Genomic DNA, 24,393 nt, shown 5'->3' on the forward strand with positions numbered 1-24,393 from the left:
TCTTTTTTAGTATTTGCCCGAGCCTTCAATAATTTTTCTTAAATGTTTTTCCCCATTGAAGGTAAATAATACATGTTTTCTATCCACTACCGTTTCCAAGTGAACCGGCTTACCCCAGAGTTCATAAACGTACGGTAGGGTTCTTTCTAAGTAATAAATATCCAATTCCATACCTTCATAACGATGTCTTAGATAAAGTTCACCGTTTTTTCCATAATCATCATCTAAAATTTCAATATAAGGAAACCCGCAATTATTTAAACTTAACACTAAGTTATCTCTTACTTTTTCCCAGGATTTTTCCGTAACCCGCCATTCGCTCCCCACCTTTTGAAAATTATACAAATCAAGTTCCTCCACCAACTTTTCGTTTAAATAATTTCTTAAAAAAGAAACATCGCAATCAATTTCTCGAACCTCAAATATCATTTCTTTACCAAACCTTTTTTCAATATCTTCAAATACTTTAAGTCCTAAAAGATAAGGGTTTATACCAAAACGCGTTGGCTGTAATATTTGAGCGTTTAATTTGGCATATTCAATACTTTCATTTTCATCCAAGTCCAATTCCCTCATAATTCTAATATGCCAGTAAGCAGCCCACCCTTCATTAATAATCTTTGTTTTTAACTGGGGCCAAAAGTATTTCATTTCTTCGCGGACCATAAAAATAATTTCTCGCTGCCAATCGTCTAAATACCTGCTATTATTTCCAATAAAACCCAGAATGTCTTTCACAGGCTTTTTTTCTTTTTCTTCCTCATCTTTCAAAACATCCGTTTCAAACCAAAGATCCGCATACGGGTTCTTAGTTTCTTTTGCTTTTTTCTTTTTACTCTGTTCTTTTATTATTCCCTCAAAAGGATCGATATGTTCTTCTATGGAAAGGACTGCGTCTAAAAATTTTTCTACTTTTTCCTTTCCATAACGAAAAGAAAACTCATCAATTCTCCGGGCATGTACTGACATGGTTTCCAGCATTTTTCGATTAGTATTTTTAAAGTGCCAGTTATTTTTAAAAAAGTCGGAATGACCGTAAACATGGGCAATTACCAGTTTATTTTGAACCAAAGAATTACCTTCCAGCAAAAAAGCATAGCAGGGATTGGTATTGATAACTAATTCATATATTCTACTTAGATTGTAGTCATACTGGGTTTTCATTTTATGATACGCTTTACCAAAAGTCCAGTGGGAAAAGCGAGTGGGCATACCGTATGCTCCAAAGGTATAGATAATTTCCGCCGGACAAATTTCAAAGCGCATCGGAAAAAAGTCAAGTCCTAAATTTGCAGCTATTTCCCCAATTTTTTCCACCGCCTCTTCCAAATACGTTAACTCTTCCATAACAATTCCCCCAAAATTAACCATCTTTTTTTAAAAAAGCTTTTAACGCGGTATAAATCCCCGCTTTATCTTTGATTGAAGTCAGAACAAAGTTGGGACTGGTTATTTTTTTAAACTCATTTTTCAAAGTGGCGGTATAATAATATGGGCCTTCGATTTCTCCGTAACCGACTAAATTACATACCTTTAAAAGTTCAAGCACAAGCTGTAAACACCGTTCATTATCTGAAGATAAATTATCCCCATCCGAAAAGTGAAACGCATACAAATTGTATTGCTGCGGATTATAACGCTGTTTAATTATGTCTAAAGCTAATTGGTATACCGAGGAGCATTTGGTACCTCCGCTTTCACCCTTGGTAAAAAACTCCTTTTCCGTAACTTCTTTGGCTTCGGTATGATGGGATAAATAAATTATTTCAACATTTTGATATTTTAATTTTAAAACTTTCACCAACCAGAAGAAAAAAGTTCGGGCAATGTATTTCTCAAAAGGCCCCATGGAACCGGAACTATCCATCATGGCAATAACCACTGCTTTGGACTCGGGTTTTTCTACTTCGTCCCAGGTCTTAAACCTTAAATCGTCTTGGGTGATTTGATACAGATTTTCACTATTTTTTAAAAGATTTCTTTTTAAAGCTTCATATACTGTTTTTTTCCGGTCAATATTACCCATTAAGCCTTTTTTTCTAACATCGCGAAAGTCGTAATTTTCATGGGTTATTTTATCTTTACTTTTGTTTTTTAAATGGGGGAGTTCTAAATCTTCCAAAAGAATTTCCGTTAATTCGTCAAGCGAAACTTCCGCTTCATAGTAATCATAACCGGGTAAACCTCCTGCTCCTTTGCCTTTGTCACCCTTGGCACTCCCACTTTCTTTACCTAAAACATCTCCAACTTTTGTACCCCCACTTCCCTGCCCGGTATGTTTTTGTTTATTAAAATCGTAGCGAAAGTGATAATGTTCAATGCTGCGAATCGGAACCTTGATTATTTTTTTGCCATCGCTCATGATTATGGCTTCGTCACTTAATATTTCCGGCAGGTTTCTTTTAATTGCTTCCCGTACTTTTTCCTGATGCCGTTCTTTATCTAATTCTCCTTTGCGGTGAAGACTCCAATCTTCTCTGGAAATAATAAAATTGCCCATTTCCCTCACCTACCTGTTTAACAAACTCCCCACGTATTTTAAAAGTTCATTGGCACAAACCGGACAATAACCATGGTGGTTAATAAGCCTTTCGCCTACTTCGTTTAACTTTTTCAGCTGCTGGGCATCCGGCGTTTTGGTGGAAGTGGTTATCTTTACCACATCTTTTAAATCAGCAAAAAGCTTTTTTTCTATCGCTTCTTTTAAACGCTCATGCGCGTTATAATCAAAAACCTTACCTTTACGGGCATAAATCGATAGCCGAATTAAAATTTCCTCCCGAAAACTCTTCTTGGCCGTTTCCGAAATACCTATTTGCTCTTCTATAGAACGCATCAACTTTTCATCCGGGTCTAATTCTTCGTCGGTAATGGGATCTTTTAGTTTTGTACCGTTACAATAGGCTTCAACATTATCCAAATAATTGTTAAATAAGTTTCTGGCCGACTCCTCAAAGGAGTAAACAAAAGCTTTTTGCACCTCTTTCTTGGCAATTTCATCATATTCCTTTCTAACTAAAGACACTAAATTTAAATACCTTTCTTTTTCCTCTTTGGTTATGGACGGGTGCTGATCTAAACCATCTTTTAAAGCTCGCAAAACATCCAAAGGATTTATACAGGCAGTATCGGTTTTAATTAAAGCTGAAGACAGCCTATTTATAACATACCGGGGGTCAACTCCGGACATGCCTTCTTCTTCTACCTCGTTTTGTAACTCAGCCACATCTTTGGGCATAAATCCTTCCACATGTTCACCGTCATAAAGCTTCATTTTCTTTATTAAATCCATCCCCTGCTTTTTACTTTCTTTTAATCTTGATAAAACCGAAAACATAGCAGCTACCCGCAGGGCATGGGGAGCAAGATGAATATTGGTTAAATCGCTTTGTTTAATTAATTTTTCATAAATTTTTACTTCCTCGGAAACTTTTAAGTTATACGGAATTTTTATGACGATCATACGGGAACGCAAGGCTTCATTTTTTTTGTTGCTGATAAACGCCTTATATTCCGCTTCGTTGGTATGGGCAACGATTAGTTCATCGGCATATATTAAGGCAAATCGCCCGGCTTTAAAATTCCCTTCCTGGGACAAACTCAGTAAGTTCCATAAAAATTTTTCATCACACTTTAACATCTCTTGAAATTCCATTATTCCCCGGTTGGCGATATTTAACTCACCATCAAAACGATAGGCCCGGGGGTCGGATTCGGCTCCGTATTTGGGCAGGGCGCTAAAATCAACACTCCCGGTTAATTCTGCGATATCCTGAGATTTGGGATCCGAAGGAGAAAAAGTTCCAATCCCGATACGTTTTTCTTCCGAGAAAAAGATTCGCTCTACTCTAACTTCCTCAATATTTCCCTGGTATTCTTCCTCAAGCATGACCTGACACCTGGGACATAGTTCACCTTCAATATATACACCAAACTCTTTTTCAAAATCTTCCCTCAATTCTTTAGGTATTAAATGGAGAGGTTCTTCATGCATTGGGCAACCTTTGATAGCATATAGGGCCCCCTCCTCGGTCCGACTGTACTTTTCTAAACCCCGTTTTAATAATGTTACTAAAGTTGATTTACCTCCGCTCACCGGACCCATCAGAAGCAATATCCTTTTGCGTACATCAAGCCTTCTGGCTGCGGGGTGAAAGTATTCTTCCACCAATTTTGCCAAGGTTTTATCTAAACCAAAAAGTTCCGAGGCAAAAAAGCGGTATTTTTTGCCTTCCTCGGTCTCCTCTATACCATATGATTTAATCATGTTATATATACGGCTATGAGCAAGCTGAGCAACATACGGCCGCTTTTTAACTATATCTAAATATTCTTTAAAACTGCCTTCCCAGGCAAGTTCCCTTTCTCTTTTTTTGTAAGCCTCAAGTTTTTCTAAAAACTCCATGGGCTTACCTCCCTTCGTGTTATTACATTATATGCAAAATGAGTTTTAAATAAGAAAGCTTCCTTTAACAAAAATACCGGCAAAAGCCGGCATTAGTTTTGTAATTTAACCACAATTAAATTTTTATCTAAAAGGTCCCAGGATATTGTTTTAAAAACTTGGGTAAAAAGATACCGCACTTCCTCCCCTTCGCAAAAAGTGATTAAATAAACCACTTTTAAACCCCCGTAAATGTTTTCTTTGGTAAATATATATGTATACATAATCCATTTATGCTAAAAACAAAAAAACCGCCAATTTGGGCGGCCTGGATTAACGGTAGTTCGTAAACTGCAATACAAGCCCAAACTCTTTTTCTTTTAAAAGCTTTATTACTGCCTGCAGGTCATCCTTCTTTTTCCCGGAAACCCGAAGTTTATCGTCTAAAATCTGTGTCTGAACTTTTAGTTTTGTTTGTTTAATCGTATCAATTATCTCTTTGGCTTTTTCCCTTGGTATACCCGACTTTAACTTAATTGTTTGCTTAACGGTTCCACCCAAAGCCGGTTCAATCTTACCGTAATCTAAAAATTTTAAAGAAACCTGTCTTTTGACAAGTTTTGCTTCAAGAACATCAACCGCACTTTTCAGGCGATACTCGTCATCGGCAGTAATTCTAATTTCTTTTTCTTTTTCATTTAACTCAATTTCCACATTGCTACCTTTAAAATCATAACGCTGGGAAATTTCTTTTAGGGCCTGATTTACCGCATTTTTAACTTCCGGAAGATTAACTTCCGAAACAACATCAAAACTATAATCGCTGGCCATTTTTGTCCTCCTTAAGCTTCTTTTTATCAATTATACCAATATTTGCTTAAACTTGCCAGTATTTCTGCTCCAAAAGCCTAAACTGCAAAGCCTCAGCAACTTCTTCAACATCAACCTGTTCTTTTTCTCCTAAGTCGGCAATGGTCCGGGCTACTTTTAACAAGCGGTCATAAGCCCGGTTAGATAGGACTTTTTGCTCAAATACTTCTTTTAAAAAATCCTGAGCTTCTCTTGTAAGCTTAAGATACCGTTTTATCTGCCGCGGTGAAAGCTCAGAGTTAGTAGTAATATTTAACTTAAGCTCCCGGTATCTTTGTGCCTGGATTGCGCGAGCTTTAAGTACTCGGGTACGAATCTCGGCCGAAGTTTCATTATTTTTAATGTTTTCCATCTCCTGATAACGAACCCGCATGACTTCAACCTGTAAATCAATTCTATCTAAGAGAGGACCGGATATCTTTGCTTGGTATTTATGTACCTGGTGAGGTGTACAGGTACAAGGCCGTTCTTCATCCCCAAAAAATCCGCAGGGGCAGGGATTCATGGCAGCTATTAGCATAAACCTTGCCGGATAAGTAACCACCGATTCCACCCGGGCAATGGTTACCTCTCCCTCTTCCAAGGGCTGACGCATCGCTTCTAAAACATCTTTTCCAAACTCCGGCAGTTCATCTAAAAACAACACCCCAAGATGGGCTAAAGTAATCTCCCCGGGACGGGGCTTTTTACCGCCGCCGGTTAAGCTTATTTTGGACGCGGTATGGTGGGGACTGCGAAAGGGTCTCTGGGTAATAAACGGCTTATTTTTTAAAAGTCCCGCCACACTGTAAATTTTGGTCACTTCAAGCATTTCTTCATACGTTAAATCCGGTAAAATTGAAACTAAGCGTTTAGCAAGCATAGTTTTCCCTGTTCCCGGCGGACCGATCATCAGCACGGTTGGGCCTATTTCCGTCTTTTTGTTGTTTCATCGGCAAATCAAACGGCCATTCAACCGTTATACTTTTATCCTGCTGAACAATTACTTTTATGTCAAGCAGGTCTATTATCTCCCGCTTTTCTTCAAAGGTTAGATTGTCAATTCTGTTTAATACCCTGTCAAGGAGTTTTTTCGTATCATTTATAATTTCTTCTGGGGTTTTTAGTGCTGACAATTTGCTTTTAATTTCAGCGATTTTGCTTTCTGTTTCGTTTAGTTTTACTTTTAGTTTTTCTGCCCGCACTTTTAGTTCCCTTTCGGTTATTATTCCTTCTAAAAGCCAGTCAAAAAGTTTATCCTTCTGTTCAAGGATATTTTCCTTTAACTTTATAAGCTTGTTCAATTCTTTTTGCAGTTCTTCCCACTTTTCTTCCTGTTTTTCAGGGGCAAGCTGGTTTTCAAGTTCCTGAAGTATGGCTTCAGGATTTTTTAAAACTTCCTGCACCGCTGACCAGACTATTTCGTCTACCCCTTTTGTTCTGCTGTTGCTAATTGCAGGAACGCTTGGTGATTTGCAGGTATTCTCTCCTGCTATTTCTCTTTTGCTTCCTGCACATCGGTAGTACGGTACTCCGTGACCGGGATAGGAATAATACCTTCTTCCGCAGGTTCCGCAGTAAATATGACCAGATAGGAGGTATTTATAAGTATAAGCCGAATTTGTTTTTACCCTGTTTTCAATGATTTTCCTTTGTACTAACTCCCAGAGTTCCGCTGAAACAATTGCCGGTACCTGAACAGCTATCCAGTTCTCTCTTGGCTGTAAAACAACTTTCCGAATTGTTCCTCCTTCTTTTACAGCTTTTAAGCGATTATGGTAAAATTCGCCTTTATAAAGCGGGCTTTTAAGTATTCTTGAAACGGTTGATTTTGCCCACTTACCACCTTTTGGAGCAGGAATTTTTAGTTTGTTTAATTCCTGAACAACGCTGCGTATGCTCTTGTTTTCGTAGGCAACCCATTCGTACATTTGCCGGACTATCTTGGCTTCTTCTTCTACGACTTCCAGTTTCGGGTTTAAAGGGTCAAGATTGTAACTGTAGCCGTAAGCTCCGGGATGCCCTGCCCAGCCTCCCGGGTTAACTATTTTCCCGGCAAGTGCTTTTCTTTTCCTGCCGGAAAGAGTTCTTTGCCGTATCTTTGCCCTTTCGTATTGAGCAAATGCCCCTTTGATTTGGAAGAAAAGCGTATCCTCCGGTGAATTTGGATCTCCCCGGCGGTGAGTGTAAAATTCTAACTTGGCGTATTTTTCTACCATTTCCGTAAAAGCAAGCTGGTCGCCCAGATCCCTTGCCCACCTGTCAATATCATAGCAAACCACAAGGTCAAACTTCTTTTCGGCTACTTCCTGCAATAATCTTTGTAATGCCGGTCTATTTGGATCTGCTCCGGAATAGCCGTCGTCTATGAAATGTTCAAAATGGGTTGCACCAAGTTCCCTTGCAAGTTCTTCGCATTTGGCTATCTGGTCTTGAATGGAATATCCAGTTTTTGCCTGTTCCTCCGTTGAAACCCGTGCGTAAATTGCTGCAAACAAAATAACCACCCCTAAATCGCTTCTCTTTTTTTCTCTTTGTCTTTTTCTATTTCTTTATAATCACTTAAAACTGTTTCAACCAGCTTCCTAAATATCTTTTTCAGGTTTTCCTCTGCTGTTTTGTTCTCTACTTTCTTAAATTCTACACGCATTACTTTTTCCCTCCCTGATGTGCCCTGTAAAAAATAAAACCCGGCATTTGCCGGGTTGAAGAAAGGGGAGTGGTTATGGAATATTTGCAAAATGAAGTTGTTTCCCAATTATGTCTGCAATTTTACCAACCGTTATGTTGTTGACGTAAGCTATAACCTTACCCTCAAGATTTTTGGCCATCACAGGGCCGTAGTGTCTGCTGTCCTTACTGATTTCCCGGTTGTCTCCAAGCAGAAAGTAACTGTCTTTGGGAATATTAAGGACATCTGTGAAGTACCATTCGGTTTTAGTTCCTTTTGGAAGATAGGGCTCATTTAAAACTCTGCCGTTTATATAAACCCTGCCGTTCTTGATTTGGATTTTTTCTCCGGGCAAACCGATTACCCGCTTAATTACCACTTCGCCATCGTTGGCTTTAATGCTTACAATATCTCCACGCTTGATTTCGGCAGGTTTAACCTTTTCGATTACGCATACAGCGTTGTAAATGTTAGGGTACATAGAAGACCCCACAGTATAACCAAAGGTGATGTTTGAAGTTAACAAGCCCCATAACGCAAAGACTGCTAATGCTTTCTTCATATCATCATCCCCCTAAAAAACAAAAAAGGAGAGCAAGGCAACTGCTCTCTTGTAGGAAGGGAGGGGGAGATGGGGGCTTTTCAAAAACTAAAAGGCCGGGAAACCTGATTTGGTTAAACCCGACCTTTTGTTTGTGGTTTTTAATAAACTGCAAGTATCATACTTACAGAAAATCCGGGAATGCAGTAGATAGTGTAGGGATAAATTGTCCCCGATGCTTTGATTGTTTTTCCAACATACTTGGAAAAATCAAACGGCCCGGATAAAACGTACTTCATACCTGCATACATACCCGTGGTTACCCACAATTCATAGTGAGGCTTTTCAATCGTGGAATAAACCACTTTACCCGTTAAAGTAACAGTGGTTGCGGCAGAAGCCACAGCGGTAAAGACCATCAATGCCAGTAGGCCAAGTACAAGAAGCAATGCGGCCTTCTTTTTCACGGTTTCACCTCCTTCCCAAAAAGAAAAACCGGAGAACAGGATAACCTGCTCTCCGGTAGGAGTGGGGGAGGGGTCTATATGGTACTGGCAAGAATTCCTTGTTCTTGCAGGAACTCCGCCAGCCGGGTTTGCCTTTTCTGGGTGTTCTCACGGCTTATTGCCATCATCAGTGCTTTGTACTGGCCCACTATTGTTATGCCCTTCTTCGCCCGGGTTACTGCCGTGTATAAAAGGCTTCGGTTAAGCATTATATAATGTTCGCTTAGCAATGGTACTATTACATAGTCGTATTCAGAACCCTGTGATTTATGAACGGTGATGGCATATGCCAAATCCAAGTTTTTCAGATCGTCGTAGTCGTACTGAACTGTACCCTGCGGGAATTCTACTTCCAGAGTTTCTTCTTCAAGGTCTACCGTCTTGATAATACCTACCTCTCCGTTCATCACGCCCTTGTAATAGTCGTTCCGGCATTGGATTACTTTATCTACAACCTTGAAGATCTTACTGCCGTACTGTATGCCTTCGCTGTGCGGGTTCAGCATTTCTTGCAGTTGTTTATTTAACTCCTGCGTTCCGCACAGGCCTTTTTTCATCGGCGATAACACCTGCACTTCGCCTTCCTGCGAAAGTTTCTTTACTGCCTCCAGAACTTTAAACTGCGTTTCTTCCGGCGTTGAAGCAGGGATAAAGAAAAAGTCCTTTCCGGTTTCTAATTGCTTTATGCCGTCCCTTATTCTCTGGGAGTTTAATACTATCTGGCTTTCCCCTGCCTGCCGGAAGATTTCTGTTAAGTGAACTCTGGGTATATCTGACGCCAGTATGTCCCGCAGAACACTTCCCGGCCCGACGGAAGGAAGCTGATCCGTGTCGCCTACGAATAAAACCCGTGTTCCCGGCTTGATTGCGTCCAGCAGGTATTTTGCCATGAATATATCCAGCATTGAAGTTTCGTCTATAATGATTAAATCATACGGCAGGGGATTTCTGGCGTTAAATTCAGGTGCCAGTATCTCTTTTATGCCTTCTGAAGACTGAATTTCCTGCTTTCGCCAGCCTAACAGGCGGTGTACTGTCTGTGCAGGATAGCCAATCAGTTCTTCCATTCTTTTGGCCGCTCTTCCGGTGGGAGCGGCCAACGCTATGCTTTTATTCGGGTAGATACTGCCGAATACTTCAACTACCATTCTTACCGTGTAGGTTTTTCCTACCCCGGGCCCTCCGGTTAGTACCGAAAAGCCGTTGGTTAGTGCCATCAGCACGGCTTTCTTTTGCATGTCTGTAAGACTGGTGTTTTTGGCTTCAAGGAACTCTAAATACTTCTTAACTGCCTTCTGGTCGTAAAAGAGTATTCCTGACAGCCTTTTTATGCTTTCTGCGATTGCAAGCTCTATGCCAAGACTTTTTGTAAGCCCGACTATGCTGTTTTCAATGTAGATTTTGTCTTCCGCAATCAGCTGTTCCAGTGCCTCCCGGTTGGCCTTGCTGTATATCAGCCCGATTTTCTGCAGTTTATCGAAAAACTTTTTTATTTCAATGCAGGTATGCCCTTCGGTAAAAAGTGTTTCGGACAATAAGTAAAGCATACCCGCTCTTGCCCGGTATGGACTGTCTTCGGGTATGCCAACCAGTCTGGCTATTTCGTCAGCTTTATAAAAGCCGATTAAGTCCACTTCCGTAAGTGCATAAGGGTTTCTCTGGACTATTTCCGGAGCTGTTGCCCCAAACTTCTTGTAAATCCTGATTGCTGTTGCTGGTGTTATGCCTAAAGCAGTAAGCTGACTTACAACGGTGTTTATTTCGTACTTCTCCCTTACTGCTTGAACTATTGCCTCTTTTTTGCTGCCCAGTCCTTTTATGCCTTCCAGAACTTCTTCGCCGTGTTTATAGATTAGCTCCACCGCCCGGTCTCCTAAATGTGCCACTATTTTTTCGGCAGTTTTTCTTCTCACGCCGGGAATTAAGCCGGACGCAAGGAATTCCACCGCACTTGTCCGGTCGGTTGGGAGTGCTTTGCTCCAAGCTAAAACGGTGAACTGCCTGCCGTATTTTGTGTTTTCCCAGTTGCCTTCAACTGTAATTACTTCGTTTGGTTCAAGTCCGGCAAGCTGACCGACTATTTTTATTTCAGCCTCGTTACTTTCGGCTACGTAAACGCCGAAACCTGTTGGTGATGAAAAAATTTCTTTTTTGATTTTACAATTTATCTTCAGGTTAATTCCCCCTTTTTTTGCAAAGCTTTACAAAAAAAATAAAACCTGCAGAGTTTTCTCTGCAGGTTTGTTTTTCATAACCTTGTAAATGTTTTGCATGATTAATCCTGTTCTATTCCTTCCGGCTCAAGCTTTGTGAAGCGTTTATAATTGTCAATTTTTACACCCACCCCCGGTCGTGGGGTGCAATTTGTCTACTTTAATGATAGTACAAGGCTGCTTGTTTGTCAATAGTCTTTGAAATTTTTTTTGAAAAGTAAAAAGGTTTTTGTTAAAATTTAGCTGAAAATACTGGTTAAAAAGGAGTGGTTAAAATTGGCGAGACGGAAGAAAGACGCAGAAAAGCTTGTTGATAAAATTGACTGGGTTAGTGTTGGCAACAGAATTCGCAGTTTGATAAAGCTGTTCGGAGTTTCCCAGCCTCAGGTGGCTGAAGATATTGGTCTGGACTTTAGAAGCTTGAACAACGTAATTCTTGGAAGTGCTCAACCTTCCCTGAACACCATTCTTTCCATTGCAGAGTATTTCAATGTTTCAATTGATTATCTTCTCTGCAGAAGCGATGTTCCGTTTATTAACCTGTTCGATGATGCAGGTCAGGTAAAAAACCTTGATGAGGACAGTATTTTTCTTGCCCGGCAGTTTCAACTGCTTTCAGAAAAAGAAAAAGATGCTATCCGTGTTATTGTAGGATCATTAATTGGCGGGTTAGATAATTCCCCTCTTTTGAGTGAGGGGAACAAGGATGAAAAAGTTGACGGGTAGCTTGTTGTTTGCTATACTTTTTATCGAACAGCTGTTCTATTCAATAGTGGGGGGATTTTTATGGTACGTCCCAATTTGGTTAAGGTAGCGGCACAGAGGGTTTATGCTGAAATGGGAAGTCCCGTTCAGGTTTTAATGCCACATATTCTGGAATATATGAAAAGAAAGAACATTACAGTGCAGTTTGTTGAAGGTGAAGAAAAAAAGGTCTGGGCCAAAAAGAAAGCTGGCGGGTATGTAGCTTATGTTCCTGCTCTATCCGGCAGGACTTACTGGCTATGTAAGGCTCTTGGTTTTATCGTCCTTGGACATGCCGATAATTTTCTGGCGATAAAATACAGAAGAGACCCCTCTGAGGCCGAAGAAGAAATGGAAATGTTTGCAAAAGAATTGTTGCTTTTTAACAGTGGTGCACTGGCAAAAGAGTTTTTTGACGAAAACGAAGAACTTTTCCGGGAAATGACTGGAGCCGCCGGAATACCGTTTAACTGGGCTAAAGAGGAACTTGGCAGGGAAATAGAACGGTTAAAGAAATTTAAACGTGTGAAAAAGGCTTAAATAAGAGTACCCCGGGAATCCGGGGTTTATCTTAGAAGTTCACTGCTTTTAAAGGTCGTCATTTGACTTTTGAAAAAAATGTTTTTTGATAGCATTACACTTTAAACTTGCTTGGTTTATGCAGTAAAAAATATCATCAAAGATTTTAGTTTTTTCTGAAATAGTAACTTCTTTAATGCCAACAGCACACTTTAAATCTATATTTTCGGGCCATTGAACATTTTCAAAGGTAGTTAAAAGTTTTTTAGTAAAATCATTAGCTTTTTCTTCTTCAAAGGGCATTATCACTATAAATTCATCTCCGCCGTATCTTGCGGCAATCATACTTTCATCCAGTTGTTTTAATATTTCTGCAACTTTGATTAAAATTTGATCCCCCACTACATGGCCGTGCTTTTTGTTTAATTCTCCAAAATTGTTCAGGTCAATAAAAGCAATACTGCAGGGTTTGTTATTTTTAATAAGCTCAATACATTTATACAAAGCATATTCCTTCTTTGGCAGTCCTGTCATTGGATCGAAATATGAACCTATATATCGCTCAATTACTTTTCTGGTTATTATGCCAACAAGCTTACCTGTATCATCCACCACCGGCAGTCGTTCTATCTTGTTATTTATCATTTTTTGGTAAGCTTCAAACAAGTACGCACTTTTTTCTATTACCACTGGCTCTTTAGTCATGGCATCAATAACCAACCTGTTTTCCGGGTAAAAGATTAAATCCTTGGATGTTATTATGCCAATTACCTGATTGTTTTCCACTACCGGCAGTCCACCAATTCGCTTTGACCTCATCAGTTCTTTTACTTCCATAAGGCTCTGATATGGTTCGATAGTAACGGGATTTTCAGTCATTACCTCTTTGACCTGCAAAATCATACCTCTATCTCCTTCTTAATGCTCAAAGCTATATTTAAGCTTCCTTTAAAAATTGTGCGTTCATCGGAAATAGCATCAACTTCTTCCATCAAAGCATTAAGCAATACATTTTCTTCTATTATATTTAAGCAACTTTTTTTAATTACCACGCCCTCAAATTTGTCGTGGTTAAGTTTTATTGCTTTATACAGGTTTGGCGAAATAAATTCAACCATTTTGCTAAAAGCTTCAATTCCAATGGGAGCCTTTTTCCCTATAACAAGAAAATCCTGCACGGGAGGAACTTCAAATTCTGAAAGCCTTATGCTTAGCTCCGCAGTTCGATTTGAGTTCATGACCACCTTTGCAGTTAATACTGCACCCTCCTCTCAATGTTTTTTAGATTCTGCCCTCAAGCAGTAATTTTATCGTAAGTTCAGCTATATCCGAATCTATCTTATTATTTCTTGATTCACTTCTCAAAATGCTTACAACCTGTTCTTTTTTGAGTGAATTCCGGTAGCTTCTATCTTCCGTTAAAGCCGCGGTAATGTCTGCAACTTGTATGATACGTGCTTCAAGATCTAAACCTTCCTTTTTAATTTTAAACGGATATCCGCTCCCGTCAAGTTTTTCGTGATGGTATCCCGCCCACTTTGCGGCTTCCTCTAATCCCCTAACCATTTCAAAAAGTTTATATGTATAAAAAGGGTGTGATTTTACCAGTAAAAATTCATTTTCACTTAACTTTCCCGGCTTGTTAAGTATTTTTGCAGGAATTGCAACTTTTCCAATATCATGTAAAAGTCCAGCTATTTCAATTATCTTCAATGTTTCTGCAGGAATTTTCAATTCTTCGCCTATTTTTAAAGCAATCAGCGCTACCCTTTCAGAATGCATTCTTGTAGATATATCCTTGCCGTCAATTAGTCTTGTAAGTAAACCAAACACTTTTTTAATTTCAGGTTCCGTTAAAATTAATAAATCATTCCACCCCATTGCCAGTTTGAGAATATCCAAAAAGAGAAAATCTTCTTCTAAATTAAACCAAAAAGCATCTTCTTCCATTAATTCAAACAGCACCAAAACCGCTGGAGTTTTAGGGAAAACACTAAGATACTCATTTAAAAAGTACCTTTTCATTTTGTTTTTGGTAAAAATACACACATTTCTTCCACGTAAAAATTCAGCAACTTTTCCGGCTATAAAAATTATTTCGGCAATCTGGGCTGAAAGCTCATTCTGCAAATTATTAATTAATGAATAAAGGAAAATCTTTTTTTGTTCGTTTTCACTTAAATTAAGCTTTTTCCCAAGCTGAAGGCCAATCAATGTCCTTCTCATCTTGTGAAGTCTTTCGTGCTTTTCAAGCAGTCCGAGGGTTCGGTTAAAAGCAAAAGCAAAAGAAGTGATGTCAACTGCTAACATCTTTTTCCCCCATCTTTAGAGCTTTTTTTACATAATAAGTCATTTTTTAAAGATTGAAAAGTATGATTAATGCAACATTTTTCGCCATATTTAGACATCACTTTAATTCATTTTTTCCTTTAATTTGTAATAAAGCACAATTAGCTCATCCAGCTTCTGGCTTATTTTTATCAACTTTTCCCTTTCACTCAGGTCAATATTCATTAAAGTCCTTCTTGTTTTTTCTATTTTTATCAATATCTTACCAATATTCATTTTCCCCTCTCCCGTATAAAAAACTCACATTCAGGATTAAATCATTTGTGAGCTGGCAAAGTCAAGAAATGTTTTGTCGAATATTGTCATTTTTGTAAATTCATTGACCGTAAGAGATTTTCCTGTTAAAATAAAATAGAACATATGTTCTATTATGGGGAGGGTATAAAATGAATAAACCTTATGTGCGGGAAAGGCTTGTTAAAGCAAAAGCCAGAATAGTGAGAAAGACCTGTGATTATCCGGTAAGAATAATAGATTTAGAGAAATATCTTGAAAGAAACGATATACCATTTCAATTTGAAGTACATAGAGAACTTATTAGGGCAACTGTTTCAAAGAAAGAAAATATTTATTTAATGTCTTTACCTGCCATCAATGAAATGCTCTGGTACTATGCATTATGTTTGGGTCATATTCTTCTTGGTCATTTAGATTTTACTGAATATCCTGCGGTTTCGTCTAATCTTTACAATAAGCTAAAAAGAACTTTTGAAGCAGAAGCCGAACTATTTGCAAAAGAGCTAATAGTACCTTTGGTTTATGTAAAGCACGAAGCCGTGCCGCCGATTACAGAAGAAAAAATAAACAGCTTACAAAAATTTTTTCAAGTTCCCAAAACAATAATTGTTGAAAGGCTGAAAGAGATAGGCTTACTGTAGAAACCAAGCGAGAAAGCACCGGAATTCATTTCTAAGAGTTGCCGTTAACAAATTACAACATCAAATAAAAGGCAATATTAAAGCCCCGGAAGTCCCGGGGCTTCTAAGAAAGAGCTCTTAGTTAACGATTTAGTTTTGAAATTGCATAATTAACCACATTTACGTGCCGGTTTCCAATTTTCTTGAACGTTCTAACGACTTAATAATATACTGTTCAGCTCTTCCCTCCATTCTAATCTTTAAGGTTTTCTGACCAAGCCAGTCGTGACCTTTTTCAATGACTTCTGCCTTGTAGTTGCCTTTTTGAACAACAGTATCAATATAGCTGCTGTAAATGACCGGAACATATCCAATTTTCTTACCTGTATACAAGACCTCTACCGCGTGGGGATCGTATTCGTTTTCTAATTCTGCTCTTAATTCAACTGTATCGCCAATTTTAATTTTATTGTAAAGGTTTTCATCAAAGTAGTATCTTAAACCTGCTACTAAAAATTCTATTTCAAAATTGCCGTCTTCTTCAAATTCGATTGGCTCAAAAAATTCAAAAGTATCTGTTGCCAAAATTCCTCCTGTAATCCGAAGTAAATCAAACTCATCCTTAACATCTTTTTCATCTAATTTATAGCGTTTTAAAAGCTCTTTGTAAGTAATGTCTTTTTTATCAGGCAGTCTTGAAGCAAAACTGCCAAACAATTTACTTGACCTATAGATTTGATTTTTCTTTGTAAATGGCAGGTAGTAAAAGAATCCTGCTTTTTCTGCTTTTTTAAGTTCTTCATCAAGATATTTAAAATAATATTCCTCATTTTCTTTCCACAGTCTACCTACAGGGTAACGTAAGCGGGTTTTTGGGTCTTTCCACACTAAAATTAATTCTTTTTCCTTTTCTTTAACAACCATAAATTATCAGCCACCCATTAAAATTTCATTTAAAATTCTACGCCGCTCAAAGATAATTTTTTGAGCAAAATTTTTTTGGTTTATGCACATTATTTCTTCAGGTATTTTATTAATCACATCTATGATTTGTTCATCAGAAATTCTTGCAATAATGTTTTCCCAAATCCTTATTAAACGGTCTCCATTTTTTGAATTAACAATTTTTTGTATCAAATTAAAATGGCTTTCAGGAGTGCAAGTATCATATAGGATAAGACTTTTTGCTTTTATAAGGTAATTTGAGAAATCTTTTGGGGAATTCAATTTTTGTAAAATCTTCTTGCAACCAATTTCTGTATTGCAATTATTTATTTTACTGCAAAACTCTCTTCCTAAACAACTACCATTATCATAAAGAGGCGCAAAGCTAATTTTACCTTCAGAAAATAATAAACCCCAATTCTCGCAATGCCTATCTGTATATCCCATTAATGCATCAAAAATAATCATTGTAAAAAAGTCATTTAAGATATTCTCTAAATCAACCCTTTCTACAATTCCAGAAAACTGGCTTTTAACAATTTTCAAGGTGTTGGATACATTATATCTGATGTCATTTCTTTTGTCAAAATTATTATATTCCGTGCTAAAGAGTTCATAAGCTTCTATTAGGTTTTCAGATTTTCTTGCGATGTTTTCACAAATAATTCCTATAATATAACTACCATCAAAACTCATTCGTTTTGCAAAATATACATTATGAGTCTTAATTCCCACTAATTTACCAACTTCTGAAAAAATTTTTTCAGCCCATATTTCTCCAGTATTTTGTCTCGGGACTTTGAATAAAAAATATTTATTTAGTTCTGGAGATACAAGCCACGTTTTAGGTATTTTGCCTTTTACAGGTAAACCCACATATTCCGTCCAATCGCTAACGTCATTAATTTCAAAGGGTTTAAGCATTTTGAAATTTCCTCCACAAACTAATGATATTTATATTTGACACTCAAATATTAAATTCCTGCAAAATTGCAACCCCACACCGCAGAGTGCAGGGCTGCTTTTGAACTTATTTAAATGCCGATAATGCAACCCCCAACTGCCATACCTCCATAAAATCTTCTACAACCACCACAAGAGGATTTCTTTCTAAACTGCAGTTGTAAGGTTGCTTTTTGACTATGACCGGAACTCTTAACTCTGTGTATGCTTTAGCTATTTTAGGATCGTCCTCAAGTGCAAATACTGGATTGAAAATTTTAGCATATCTTGCTTTGTCTTTTACCCCGATCAGGAGTTCCCCCTCCGGGAAACCCCAGAGTTTCAGCCATCGAAGAGTAACAAAGGTTGCAATTTTTGGCCTTGAAGTGATATAAACCACCTCAAAGTCCTCCGCCAACTTCTGGATTGCTTCAGCACTCCCCGGAAATGGAAGTGCTTCGGCAAAAACCTTTAACCATTCCTCTGTTCCAAAATTTACTTTAGAGGGGTAGACGGTAGTGTCTACCCCTCTTTTTTGGAGTTCTGAATTGACATCTGCAATAGAGTTGCAAATATCAACGAACACTCGAAAAGGCTTTTCTCTTCTTAAACCTCTCACTTAGACCACTCCCCTTATGTTCCTTGCATTTAAAAACGGTAACCAGCCCAATTAGACCACCTCTAATTTTTTATTGCATTAAAGGCTACAAGACAGAGGAAACCGATAGGCAGTAGTAGTGTGAAAATGTTTAATATACTTCCTTTACATCAGCCTTTCAGCTTTTAAACTTATAAACTTCCTGTCGCCAATGATTATATGGTCTAATACTTTAATTCCCAGTAAATCGCCTGCTTCTTGAAGTCTTTTTGTTATATTCAAATCCTCCCCGCTTGGTTGTACATCACCGCTGGGGTGATTGTGGAAGATTATAATATTTATAGAGTTATAGAGTATTGCCGCTTTGAATACTTCCCGTGGATGAACCGGTGCGTTGCAGGCAGTACCCCGGGAAACTTCGTGGATTGCCATAACTTTATTTTTCGCATCCAAAGCTAAAAAACCGAATATTTCCTGAGCTTCTTTTTGGATTAAAGTATTTTCAGTAATTATCCGATAGGCATCTTCCGGTTGGGTAATGCTTACATTTGCGTGATACTGGATTTCTTTTTCTTTCACCAGAATTACCCTGCCAAACACGATTGTGTTCATTTAGACCACTCCCCCTTATTTTTTTAGAGATTTTCAGCTATCTGACCGAAGATCTGGGATAGCCTGATTAAAACTTTCTTTGCTACCCCTGCCTCTTCGGGTTTAATCCCGAAGAAGTCCAATAGTTCCTCTTCGGTCATTTTTTCGGCACGGATAAAGTCGTCTATGCCTTTGCCCTTTTCTTTATCCCACGCTACCTTGTAGACCTTGCCTAATTCTGCAATTTCCTGACAAAGCAGTTCTTCCTGCTCCCGGGTGCGGGGATTGTCTTCTTGGTCGAAAGCTACCAAAATTTGTTCTGGTCTCAATTTCTGTAATATTTCAGTAGTGTGTTTCCAGTTTGTTATTCCCGGTACACCGATAAAGTTTGAGTTTATCAGATTAGCGGCGGTTTCTGCTTTGAGTATGCCTTCTGTTACCCACACCCGCTTATTTGCGGGGTTTTTTAGTACGACCGTTGGCATTGATGTTATTCCTGCTCCGTTGGGAAGTCCGGCACTGGAAAACCAGATGTACTTACCGCTACGGTTCGTGTTCATTACTGCAGGGCCATAAATGGAATACTCTGCATCGTCTGTTATTTCTTCTCCTTCGTGGATAACTCTTATCCTGATTGTGGTGCCAACCCTTACTTTATTGGGATAAATGACCTTGAGGCTTTTCTTTCCTGCAACTACTGCTTTGCCATTTTCCTGACAGGCGGTAAAGGCAATTTCAACATTTTCATCTTCATACTCCACCCGGACTTTTATTTCACCTTCACCGTAGACGGTGATTATTCCGGGGTTGTCCCGTCGAATTTGAAACCCTGCAATTTTACCCGCAGGGGTTTTTACCGGGACTAAAATCCCGGGTGCTCCCATCATCTCCCACCGTCCGGCTTTGGTAAAATAACCGGGAGTATTTTTTAAGGTACCAAATTTATGCAGGAGTTTTCGGATTATCTCCTGTCTTTCTTGTGGACTGTCGGGAATACTGCGGAAGTTTGCTTTTGCATAATCTTCCGTAAATCCCCGGGCAACAAGGGCTTTTAGGTGTCTATCGTAGAGAGGCAGTATCTTCATCATTTCTTCATAAACCGGATATGTTTTGTATTCCAATTTTTCTTCATCTACTAAAGGAATTCTGCGGGGAATTTTATAAGGCTTATAGTCTCTGCCGTGTTTCAATTCTTTGTACGCTTCCTTCGTGGAAATACCACGAAGATAGGCGTACAACTGGAGTACATTTCCTTCTTCGCCGCATCTATGGCATTTAAAAACGTTTCTTTCAGCATTTATGTGCAGGTGTCCGTGAGTTTTTCTTTTACTGTCCCCGCAGAAGGGACAGCGGAAGATTTTTTCCCTGCCACGTTCTTTTACCTGCACAAGCCCAAAATCTCTGGCTATCTCAATAATGTCAAATTCCTCCATTTTAGACCCTCCCCTTTAAGATTGAAAAGTAAAAGGAACGGCCAGATTTGACCGTTCCTTTTAGACAAGAACAGGTTAAAGTTGTTTTTTAGACAGCAACTTTTTTCTTTAAGTCTTCCAAATCAACATTTTCGATAATCCAGTCAACGCCCTCAATAGCCTCCAGATATTCCTCAAGGCTATCGAAGGTAAATATAGAAAAAGAAGGGTAGTTTTCGGAAATGTATTCTGCTACAAGGATTTTCCCGTCTTTTAACTCCCAAGCATAATGAAATCGCATATTATAGTCGTCGTTATATTCGACGGCTACAAAAGCGTCTTTGGGATTGAGGTACATAAGACCACCCCTTTGGGTTTTTACTCTTCAATAGTTTCGCCCATCTCCAGCAACTCTCTGTAGCCGTTGCTGGAAGTTCTTGACCAACCACAAAAGTATCTTTCGAGACCTTTGTGGTCGTCGCATTTAACGCAAACCCAAGCTCCACAGTAGGGGTTGCGTTCATAAACATGATCGCACTCTTTCTTTTTGGATTTCTTCATAATGAACCCTCCTCTTCTTTTAATAAGTCATGGACAAGTTTAAAGATAAACCCAAAGGTAATAACTATGATAATACCTGCAGTTACCTGTTCAGGCATTAGTTATCACCTCTTTTGACCAGTTTCAGACTTGGCTTCCGTTCCTTCCACTCTGCCCCGAGGCTTTTAATGTCCTCATCAGTAAGCCCCATTTTTTCGGCATTTGTGGAAGTAAGTGAAAGGTACTTGAACGGATCAAGCCCTTTTTGGACAGCGTATTCATACGCTTTTTTGACTGCTTCCGGTGTCCATTTGAAGTAACCTTCACCTACCAGCCGGAACTCTTTCTCACCAACTGGAATTGGAATGTTAGTGCCTTCAATGTACTTATATAACTGTTCTTTCTTTTCCTTTAAAATAGCTTCAATTCTGATTATTTCTTCAGCAAGTTTAACTGCTTCGTTGTAACTTTGCGGTTCTGAGGTGTTTTCGATTTGTCCCTGACAAATTCCTGCATACCCGCAAAATTCACATAAATGCGACGGTGATGCAGGAAACAGCAAATCTTCCGGGACTTCGTTAAGTTGCTCAATCTTTTGAAGGATCTCTTTCCCGGTTGCAACGGCCCAGCCTACCGCTTCTTTTAATTCCATTTGGGTAAATTCCTGCTCAAAAACTTCCCCTGTCCGCAGGAAAACAAGTCTTCCTGCGACAGGCTTTCCGGTCTTTTCCTGCAGGTAGTAAGCATACAATGGTAGCTGGTAGGTGTCAGTTGGAGTGTAAGTGTTGTAGTTTGTTTTCCAGTCAATTAGTTCAATTTTGCTCCCGTTCTCCCGCCAGAGGTCTATAAAACCCTGCAGGCGGACTTCTGGAGAAAGTTCTAACTCAAACTGTTCTTCGACCGTTCCTCCCTGTCTAACTTCTTTCAGGACTGCGTCCCGAAAAGCAAGCCAGACGATTTCTTCTGGATTTTCTACCCCGTAGGCTTCGCCTAATGATTTTGCAAGAATTTCAATGTACGGCTTTGAGAAATTTTGGGTTTTGACCACATTTTCGATTACTGCGTGTACCGCCTTGCCCAACGCCAGAGAGGCTGTCGGCTTCTCTGGTATCTGAACAACATACTTGAGATAAAAGCTTTTTGGACAAGTCTGATACTTGTCCAGTCTTGAGTAGGAAAACAGCATCTTGACCACTCCCTCTAAAAATTTTTTTGGACAGTACAAGTCTTTTTGTTAGGCACTTAACAGCACCTTAATTGTTCTTTACTTCGGGACTTAATTGCCCCTAAATTACTTGTACTGCCGTTTCCGCCCACCCCGCAGGGTGAGCGGTCGGGAGTACAAGGTTAGATGTATTAGATTAGTTTCGCAAGAAGATTTCCTAAAACTTTCGGCAGGAATTCTGGTTGATGAAGGTTTATGGTGTGCTTGAAAATTTTTTTGATTTCTTTTGCGTCTCTTTCGTTGCCTATGAACAGGTTTATTACCTTTACTCCCATCTTTTCTGCGTCTGTTACCGCTTCTGCTACGTCCCTGTAACCGTATCTGTTGTATTCTGCATCATCCTCCGGCAGTCCGTCGGTTATTACGATTAAAAATTTCTTCTCTTCCTGCCGCAGCGAAAGTTCTTTTGCGGCAACCTGAATGAAAANCCCGTGTCTGCTGCCATATCCGCTGGTTAAATTCACAATTCTTGGTAAGTCTTCATCATAATAACCAAACCGAACTGTCCGGTAGAAATTGCATTTGCTTCCGCTTGAGTATCCTGTTACGGCAAAGGGTATGTTTAGTGCTTTAAGTGCTTCTGCAAAAACCGTTGCCGCTTCTCTTGCTATCTCCATTCTGTTTTTTTCAGTTCCACTTACGGTTATGCCCATACTGCCGGAACAATCCACCAGCAGATAAAAGGCTACTTTTTCCTGCCGTGGGTTGTTTTTTCTTGAGAATAGATTTAGTTCTTTCACTCCTACCTTCCAGATGGAAGACTTGTCCAATCTTCCGTATTTCTTTCCTCTTTCAAGAAGTGCTTTTCTGGCTTCAATTGCCCTTTTGATTGAAGTTGTCAGTTCCCGAATTTGTTTTTGATTTCGTTGAACAATTCTCTTGTATAACGCTGGTTCTGGTCTTAACGTATAGAATTCTGCTTCGTGTTTTTTGTGTATTGGCCTTTTCTGCCAAAGCTCTTCCTTGACCCACGTTTTCATCTGCTGGTTTAACCTGTTGTAGTCCGGCTTATTTTTGCGTTCCATTTGGACTTTTTTATAGACTGCATTGGCTTCGGCTTTAAGTGCTTTTAATGCTTCTTCTATTGCCTGCGGGTCAAAGTTGGTTTCGCCTTCAATTTCTTTTTCTTCTTCAATTTCGGCTTTTCTTTCATCGCTAAGTTCTTCTTTTAGGTTTTCGAGTGCTTCTTTTAGTTCTTCTTCACTTATTTCGTCTATTTCTTCTTCTGCTGGTTCGTCTGTCGGGAATTCTTCATCTTCTTCGTTCATTTCCGGTTCTTCTGGTTCTCTGAATTCTTCTTTTTCGGTTTCCGGGTAGTTGAATTCTTCTTCGTTAAATGATGTTTCCTGTACTTCTTTGTTAGCTTCTTCTTCGGTTTTGGGTTCTGTTCCCTGTTCTTCTCCTGTCGTGTTTGGATAACCGGGTTCTTCTTGCTTTTCTTCTTCTGCTTCCACTTCTTCTGTTGTTTCTTCCAATTCTTCGTTTTCTGTCCCTTCATCGGCAGGAATTTTGTTTTCTTCTTCGAGTTCTTCTTGATTACTGGTTTCCGTATTGCTTCCGGCTAAATGATTGCTTTCTTCTTTGGCTGGCTCTGTTTCTTCGGCTTTACTACTACCGCTGTTGTCGTCTGCTTCTGGTTCATCGGGTTCTTGGGTTTCTTCTGGCTGGCTGCTGGGCTGGAAATTTTGACTTTCAGCTTCCTGCTGTTGATTAGATGGTAAATTTTCTTCTTTAGGTTGACTTTCTTCTGGAGTTTGATTTTCTTCGTTTGTGGGTGCAGGTGCTGGCAGTTGGACTTTGTACATTCTGGTATCCTGTTTAATTTCGGCTTTCTGCGGCCTGCCTGTTGCAGGGATATTTATAGAGATTTGTTCTGCTTCTACAAGGTCGTTCATGTTAGGATTTGCTTTGTCTGCAAGTTCTTTGGCGATTTTCAGCGTTATCATTGGATCTTCTGCTGTTGTTGCTTTTTCGATCAGTTGCAGGTTTTCCCTCACAAACTCTACTACTTCTGGGTCGCTTTCCAGAGCAGGCGGCAGTTTCCCATAACTGCCTATCCAGAAGATGCCGAAAGTTTTCTTTATGAAAGGTGAATTTCCCCAGTTCTTGCGGCGTTCAAAATAAAGTTTCTTTTGCAGTGCAAATAGTGCCGCAAGCCCGGGATAGCGATTACCCAATGCCCGTTCAATGCGAACATCTTCTAAAGCGTTATAGATGTATTTCTCAAAAATGTTGTTCAACTGCTTTAATGCTTCTTTTGGAGTGTACAGCAGATGCCCACATTCGTGAGCTACTGTGGACTTTTGATAAAGGTATTCTTCAAAGAAGTCTTTCAACTCAATGGCAGGCGGGCCGACGTAGATATTTTTCATATCCGTCCGGCTATCTCCGCCGTCCACGATGATTTTCAATTCGTTCAGTTCCGTCAGGGAACGTGCATAGGTTTGATAAATATTCTCTAAAACGCTCATTTTGACCACTCCCTTTAAGAAGTTTACTGCGGGGAT

General features: G+C 39.3%; 27 protein-coding genes. 3 read left to right on the top strand and 24 right to left on the bottom strand.

Annotation, left to right across the window (positions count from 1 at the left end):
* Positions 1-6: 6 nt before the first annotated feature.
* The 11 genes from CARFE_RS0106410 to recD2 all read right to left on the bottom strand — a co-directional run bounded on the left by CARFE_RS0106410 (position 7) and on the right by recD2 (position 11,131).
* On the bottom strand, positions 7-1,347 hold the full coding sequence (locus CARFE_RS0106410; RefSeq protein WP_028052150.1) for a SpoVR family protein: 1,341 nt from the start codon (positions 1,345-1,347) through the stop codon (positions 7-9).
* Between the two features lie 16 nt (positions 1,348-1,363).
* Complete coding sequence (yhbH, locus tag CARFE_RS0106415) at positions 1,364-2,500, bottom strand: sporulation protein YhbH (protein WP_028052151.1); 1,137 nt, start codon at positions 2,498-2,500, stop codon at positions 1,364-1,366.
* A gap of 9 nt (positions 2,501-2,509) precedes the next feature.
* Positions 2,510-4,405 carry a PrkA family serine protein kinase gene (locus tag CARFE_RS0106420; protein WP_028052152.1) on the bottom strand — a complete coding sequence of 632 codons (1,896 nt, stop codon included), beginning with the start codon at positions 4,403-4,405 and terminating at the stop codon, positions 2,510-2,512.
* 92 nt (positions 4,406-4,497) lie between these two features.
* The gene (locus tag CARFE_RS16695; protein ID WP_264357890.1) at positions 4,498-4,620 is read right to left on the bottom strand and encodes a hypothetical protein; all 123 of its coding nucleotides are present in this window, start codon (positions 4,618-4,620) and stop codon (positions 4,498-4,500) included.
* A 97-nt stretch (positions 4,621-4,717) separates the two neighbouring features.
* Positions 4,718-5,215, bottom strand: a complete 498-nt coding sequence (locus CARFE_RS0106430; protein WP_028052153.1) for a YajQ family cyclic di-GMP-binding protein — start codon at positions 5,213-5,215, stop codon at positions 4,718-4,720.
* 46 nt (positions 5,216-5,261) lie between these two features.
* Positions 5,262-6,146 (bottom strand): YifB family Mg chelatase-like AAA ATPase, encoded by an 885-nt coding sequence (locus CARFE_RS14525; protein WP_084138840.1) that lies wholly within the window; start codon positions 6,144-6,146, stop codon positions 5,262-5,264.
* Entirely contained in the window at positions 6,106-7,731 is a 1,626-nt protein-coding gene (locus tag CARFE_RS0106440; RefSeq protein WP_028052154.1) for a recombinase family protein, read from the bottom strand. Before CARFE_RS0106440 ends, CARFE_RS14525 begins: the two co-directional genes overlap by 41 nt.
* Positions 7,732-7,742: 11 nt before the next feature.
* Positions 7,743-7,883: a hypothetical protein gene (locus CARFE_RS16175; protein WP_154652733.1), complete on the bottom strand. Its 141-nt coding sequence runs from the start codon at positions 7,881-7,883 to the stop codon at positions 7,743-7,745.
* A 73-nt stretch (positions 7,884-7,956) separates the two neighbouring features.
* Entirely contained in the window at positions 7,957-8,466 is a 510-nt protein-coding gene (lepB, locus tag CARFE_RS14530) for a signal peptidase I (RefSeq protein WP_051250203.1), read from the bottom strand.
* Positions 8,467-8,606: 140 nt separating this feature from the next.
* Complete coding sequence (locus CARFE_RS0106455) at positions 8,607-8,912, bottom strand: hypothetical protein (protein ID WP_028052155.1); 306 nt, start codon at positions 8,910-8,912, stop codon at positions 8,607-8,609.
* Between the two features lie 74 nt (positions 8,913-8,986).
* Positions 8,987-11,131: an SF1B family DNA helicase RecD2 gene (gene recD2, locus CARFE_RS0106460; RefSeq protein ID WP_028052156.1), complete on the bottom strand. Its 2,145-nt coding sequence runs from the start codon at positions 11,129-11,131 to the stop codon at positions 8,987-8,989.
* A gap of 309 nt (positions 11,132-11,440) precedes the next feature.
* Here recD2 and CARFE_RS15550 point away from each other — a divergent pair, with 309 nt between their 5' ends.
* Both CARFE_RS15550 and CARFE_RS0106470 read left to right on the top strand, forming a co-directional pair.
* Positions 11,441-11,890: a helix-turn-helix domain-containing protein gene (locus tag CARFE_RS15550; protein WP_051250205.1), complete on the top strand. Its 450-nt coding sequence runs from the start codon at positions 11,441-11,443 to the stop codon at positions 11,888-11,890.
* A gap of 60 nt (positions 11,891-11,950) precedes the next feature.
* Positions 11,951-12,448: a hypothetical protein gene (locus CARFE_RS0106470; protein ID WP_028052157.1), complete on the top strand. Its 498-nt coding sequence runs from the start codon at positions 11,951-11,953 to the stop codon at positions 12,446-12,448.
* A 48-nt stretch (positions 12,449-12,496) separates the two neighbouring features.
* On the opposite strand, the gene CARFE_RS14540 is transcribed toward CARFE_RS0106470, so the two are convergent.
* The 4 genes from CARFE_RS14540 to CARFE_RS15925 all read right to left on the bottom strand — a co-directional run bounded on the left by CARFE_RS14540 (position 12,497) and on the right by CARFE_RS15925 (position 14,992).
* Positions 12,497-13,330: a GGDEF domain-containing protein gene (locus tag CARFE_RS14540; protein WP_051250206.1), complete on the bottom strand. Its 834-nt coding sequence runs from the start codon at positions 13,328-13,330 to the stop codon at positions 12,497-12,499.
* Positions 13,327-13,665 (bottom strand): hypothetical protein, encoded by a 339-nt coding sequence (locus CARFE_RS0106480; protein ID WP_028052158.1) that lies wholly within the window; start codon positions 13,663-13,665, stop codon positions 13,327-13,329. Before CARFE_RS0106480 ends, CARFE_RS14540 begins: the two co-directional genes overlap by 4 nt.
* A gap of 43 nt (positions 13,666-13,708) precedes the next feature.
* A complete protein-coding gene (locus tag CARFE_RS15555) occupies positions 13,709-14,737 on the bottom strand; it encodes an HD-GYP domain-containing protein (RefSeq protein WP_051250207.1) in 1,029 nt (342 codons plus the stop codon).
* Positions 14,738-14,839: 102 nt separating this feature from the next.
* Positions 14,840-14,992 carry a Spo0E family sporulation regulatory protein-aspartic acid phosphatase gene (locus CARFE_RS15925; protein ID WP_084138846.1) on the bottom strand — a complete coding sequence of 51 codons (153 nt, stop codon included), beginning with the start codon at positions 14,990-14,992 and terminating at the stop codon, positions 14,840-14,842.
* Positions 14,993-15,162: 170 nt separating this feature from the next.
* Between CARFE_RS15925 and CARFE_RS0106495 the strand changes: the two genes are divergently transcribed.
* Complete coding sequence (locus CARFE_RS0106495; RefSeq protein ID WP_028052159.1) at positions 15,163-15,654, top strand: ImmA/IrrE family metallo-endopeptidase; 492 nt, start codon at positions 15,163-15,165, stop codon at positions 15,652-15,654.
* 159 nt (positions 15,655-15,813) lie between these two features.
* Here the strand turns inward: CARFE_RS0106495 and CARFE_RS14550 are convergent, their stop codons facing one another.
* The 9 genes from CARFE_RS14550 to CARFE_RS16180 form a co-directional block, all read right to left on the bottom strand.
* Complete coding sequence (locus CARFE_RS14550; RefSeq protein WP_051250208.1) at positions 15,814-16,557, bottom strand: HIRAN domain-containing protein; 744 nt, start codon at positions 16,555-16,557, stop codon at positions 15,814-15,816.
* 6 nt (positions 16,558-16,563) lie between these two features.
* Entirely contained in the window at positions 16,564-17,502 is a 939-nt protein-coding gene (locus CARFE_RS15560; protein ID WP_028052160.1) for a HipA domain-containing protein, read from the bottom strand.
* A 106-nt stretch (positions 17,503-17,608) separates the two neighbouring features.
* The gene (locus CARFE_RS0106510; protein WP_028052161.1) at positions 17,609-18,139 is read right to left on the bottom strand and encodes an HAD family hydrolase; all 531 of its coding nucleotides are present in this window, start codon (positions 18,137-18,139) and stop codon (positions 17,609-17,611) included.
* Between the two features lie 144 nt (positions 18,140-18,283).
* Positions 18,284-18,730: a JAB domain-containing protein gene (locus CARFE_RS0106515; protein WP_028052162.1), complete on the bottom strand. Its 447-nt coding sequence runs from the start codon at positions 18,728-18,730 to the stop codon at positions 18,284-18,286.
* 23 nt (positions 18,731-18,753) lie between these two features.
* Positions 18,754-20,142: a DUF3854 domain-containing protein gene (locus CARFE_RS0106520; RefSeq protein WP_028052163.1), complete on the bottom strand. Its 1,389-nt coding sequence runs from the start codon at positions 20,140-20,142 to the stop codon at positions 18,754-18,756.
* A gap of 88 nt (positions 20,143-20,230) precedes the next feature.
* Complete coding sequence (locus CARFE_RS0106525) at positions 20,231-20,479, bottom strand: hypothetical protein (protein ID WP_028052164.1); 249 nt, start codon at positions 20,477-20,479, stop codon at positions 20,231-20,233.
* Positions 20,480-20,499: 20 nt separating this feature from the next.
* Positions 20,500-20,682 carry a hypothetical protein gene (locus CARFE_RS0106530; protein WP_028052165.1) on the bottom strand — a complete coding sequence of 61 codons (183 nt, stop codon included), beginning with the start codon at positions 20,680-20,682 and terminating at the stop codon, positions 20,500-20,502.
* Between the two features lie 97 nt (positions 20,683-20,779).
* Positions 20,780-21,847, bottom strand: coding sequence for a RecB family exonuclease (locus CARFE_RS14560; RefSeq protein WP_034541786.1), 1,068 nt, complete (start codon positions 21,845-21,847; stop codon positions 20,780-20,782).
* 170 nt (positions 21,848-22,017) lie between these two features.
* Positions 22,018-24,357, bottom strand: coding sequence for a VWA domain-containing protein (locus tag CARFE_RS16180; protein ID WP_034541788.1), 2,340 nt, complete (start codon positions 24,355-24,357; stop codon positions 22,018-22,020).
* Positions 24,358-24,393: the final 36 nt, after the last annotated feature.

Origin of the sequence: Carboxydothermus ferrireducens DSM 11255 (assembly GCF_000427565.1) — a bacterium.
GTDB classification, from domain to species: Bacteria; Bacillota; Z-2901; order Carboxydothermales; family Carboxydothermaceae; genus Carboxydothermus; species Carboxydothermus hydrogenoformans.

Bases quoted from the DNA above. Each gene is read 5' to 3' on its own strand.
- CARFE_RS0106410 (WP_028052150.1), bottom strand. From the start codon at position 1,347: ATGGAAGAGTTAACGTATTTGGAAGAGGCGGTGGAAAAAATTGGGGAA.
- yhbH (WP_028052151.1), bottom strand. From the start codon at position 2,500: ATGGGCAATTTTATTATTTCCAGAGAAGATTGGAGTCTTCACCGCAAA.
- CARFE_RS0106420 (WP_028052152.1), bottom strand. From the start codon at position 4,405: ATGGAGTTTTTAGAAAAACTTGAGGCTTACAAAAAAAGAGAAAGGGAA.
- CARFE_RS0106430 (WP_028052153.1), bottom strand. From the start codon at position 5,215: ATGGCCAGCGATTATAGTTTTGATGTTGTTTCGGAAGTTAATCTTCCG.
- CARFE_RS14525 (WP_084138840.1), bottom strand. From the start codon at position 6,146: ATGATCGGTCCGCCGGGAACAGGGAAAACTATGCTTGCTAAACGCTTA.
- CARFE_RS16175 (WP_154652733.1), bottom strand. From the start codon at position 7,883: ATGCGTGTAGAATTTAAGAAAGTAGAGAACAAAACAGCAGAGGAAAAC.
- lepB (WP_051250203.1), bottom strand. From the start codon at position 8,466: ATGAAGAAAGCATTAGCAGTCTTTGCGTTATGGGGCTTGTTAACTTCA.
- CARFE_RS0106470 (WP_028052157.1), top strand. From the start codon at position 11,951: ATGGTACGTCCCAATTTGGTTAAGGTAGCGGCACAGAGGGTTTATGCT.
- CARFE_RS14540 (WP_051250206.1), bottom strand. From the start codon at position 13,330: ATGATTTTGCAGGTCAAAGAGGTAATGACTGAAAATCCCGTTACTATC.
- CARFE_RS0106480 (WP_028052158.1), bottom strand. From the start codon at position 13,665: ATGAACTCAAATCGAACTGCGGAGCTAAGCATAAGGCTTTCAGAATTT.
- CARFE_RS15555 (WP_051250207.1), bottom strand. From the start codon at position 14,737: ATGTTAGCAGTTGACATCACTTCTTTTGCTTTTGCTTTTAACCGAACC.
- CARFE_RS15925 (WP_084138846.1), bottom strand. From the start codon at position 14,992: ATGAATATTGGTAAGATATTGATAAAAATAGAAAAAACAAGAAGGACT.
- CARFE_RS0106495 (WP_028052159.1), top strand. From the start codon at position 15,163: ATGAATAAACCTTATGTGCGGGAAAGGCTTGTTAAAGCAAAAGCCAGA.
- CARFE_RS14550 (WP_051250208.1), bottom strand. From the start codon at position 16,557: ATGGTTGTTAAAGAAAAGGAAAAAGAATTAATTTTAGTGTGGAAAGAC.
- CARFE_RS15560 (WP_028052160.1), bottom strand. From the start codon at position 17,502: ATGCTTAAACCCTTTGAAATTAATGACGTTAGCGATTGGACGGAATAT.
- CARFE_RS0106515 (WP_028052162.1), bottom strand. From the start codon at position 18,730: ATGAACACAATCGTGTTTGGCAGGGTAATTCTGGTGAAAGAAAAAGAA.
- CARFE_RS0106520 (WP_028052163.1), bottom strand. From the start codon at position 20,142: ATGGAGGAATTTGACATTATTGAGATAGCCAGAGATTTTGGGCTTGTG.
- CARFE_RS0106525 (WP_028052164.1), bottom strand. From the start codon at position 20,479: ATGTACCTCAATCCCAAAGACGCTTTTGTAGCCGTCGAATATAACGAC.
- CARFE_RS0106530 (WP_028052165.1), bottom strand. From the start codon at position 20,682: ATGAAGAAATCCAAAAAGAAAGAGTGCGATCATGTTTATGAACGCAAC.
- CARFE_RS14560 (WP_034541786.1), bottom strand. From the start codon at position 21,847: ATGCTGTTTTCCTACTCAAGACTGGACAAGTATCAGACTTGTCCAAAA.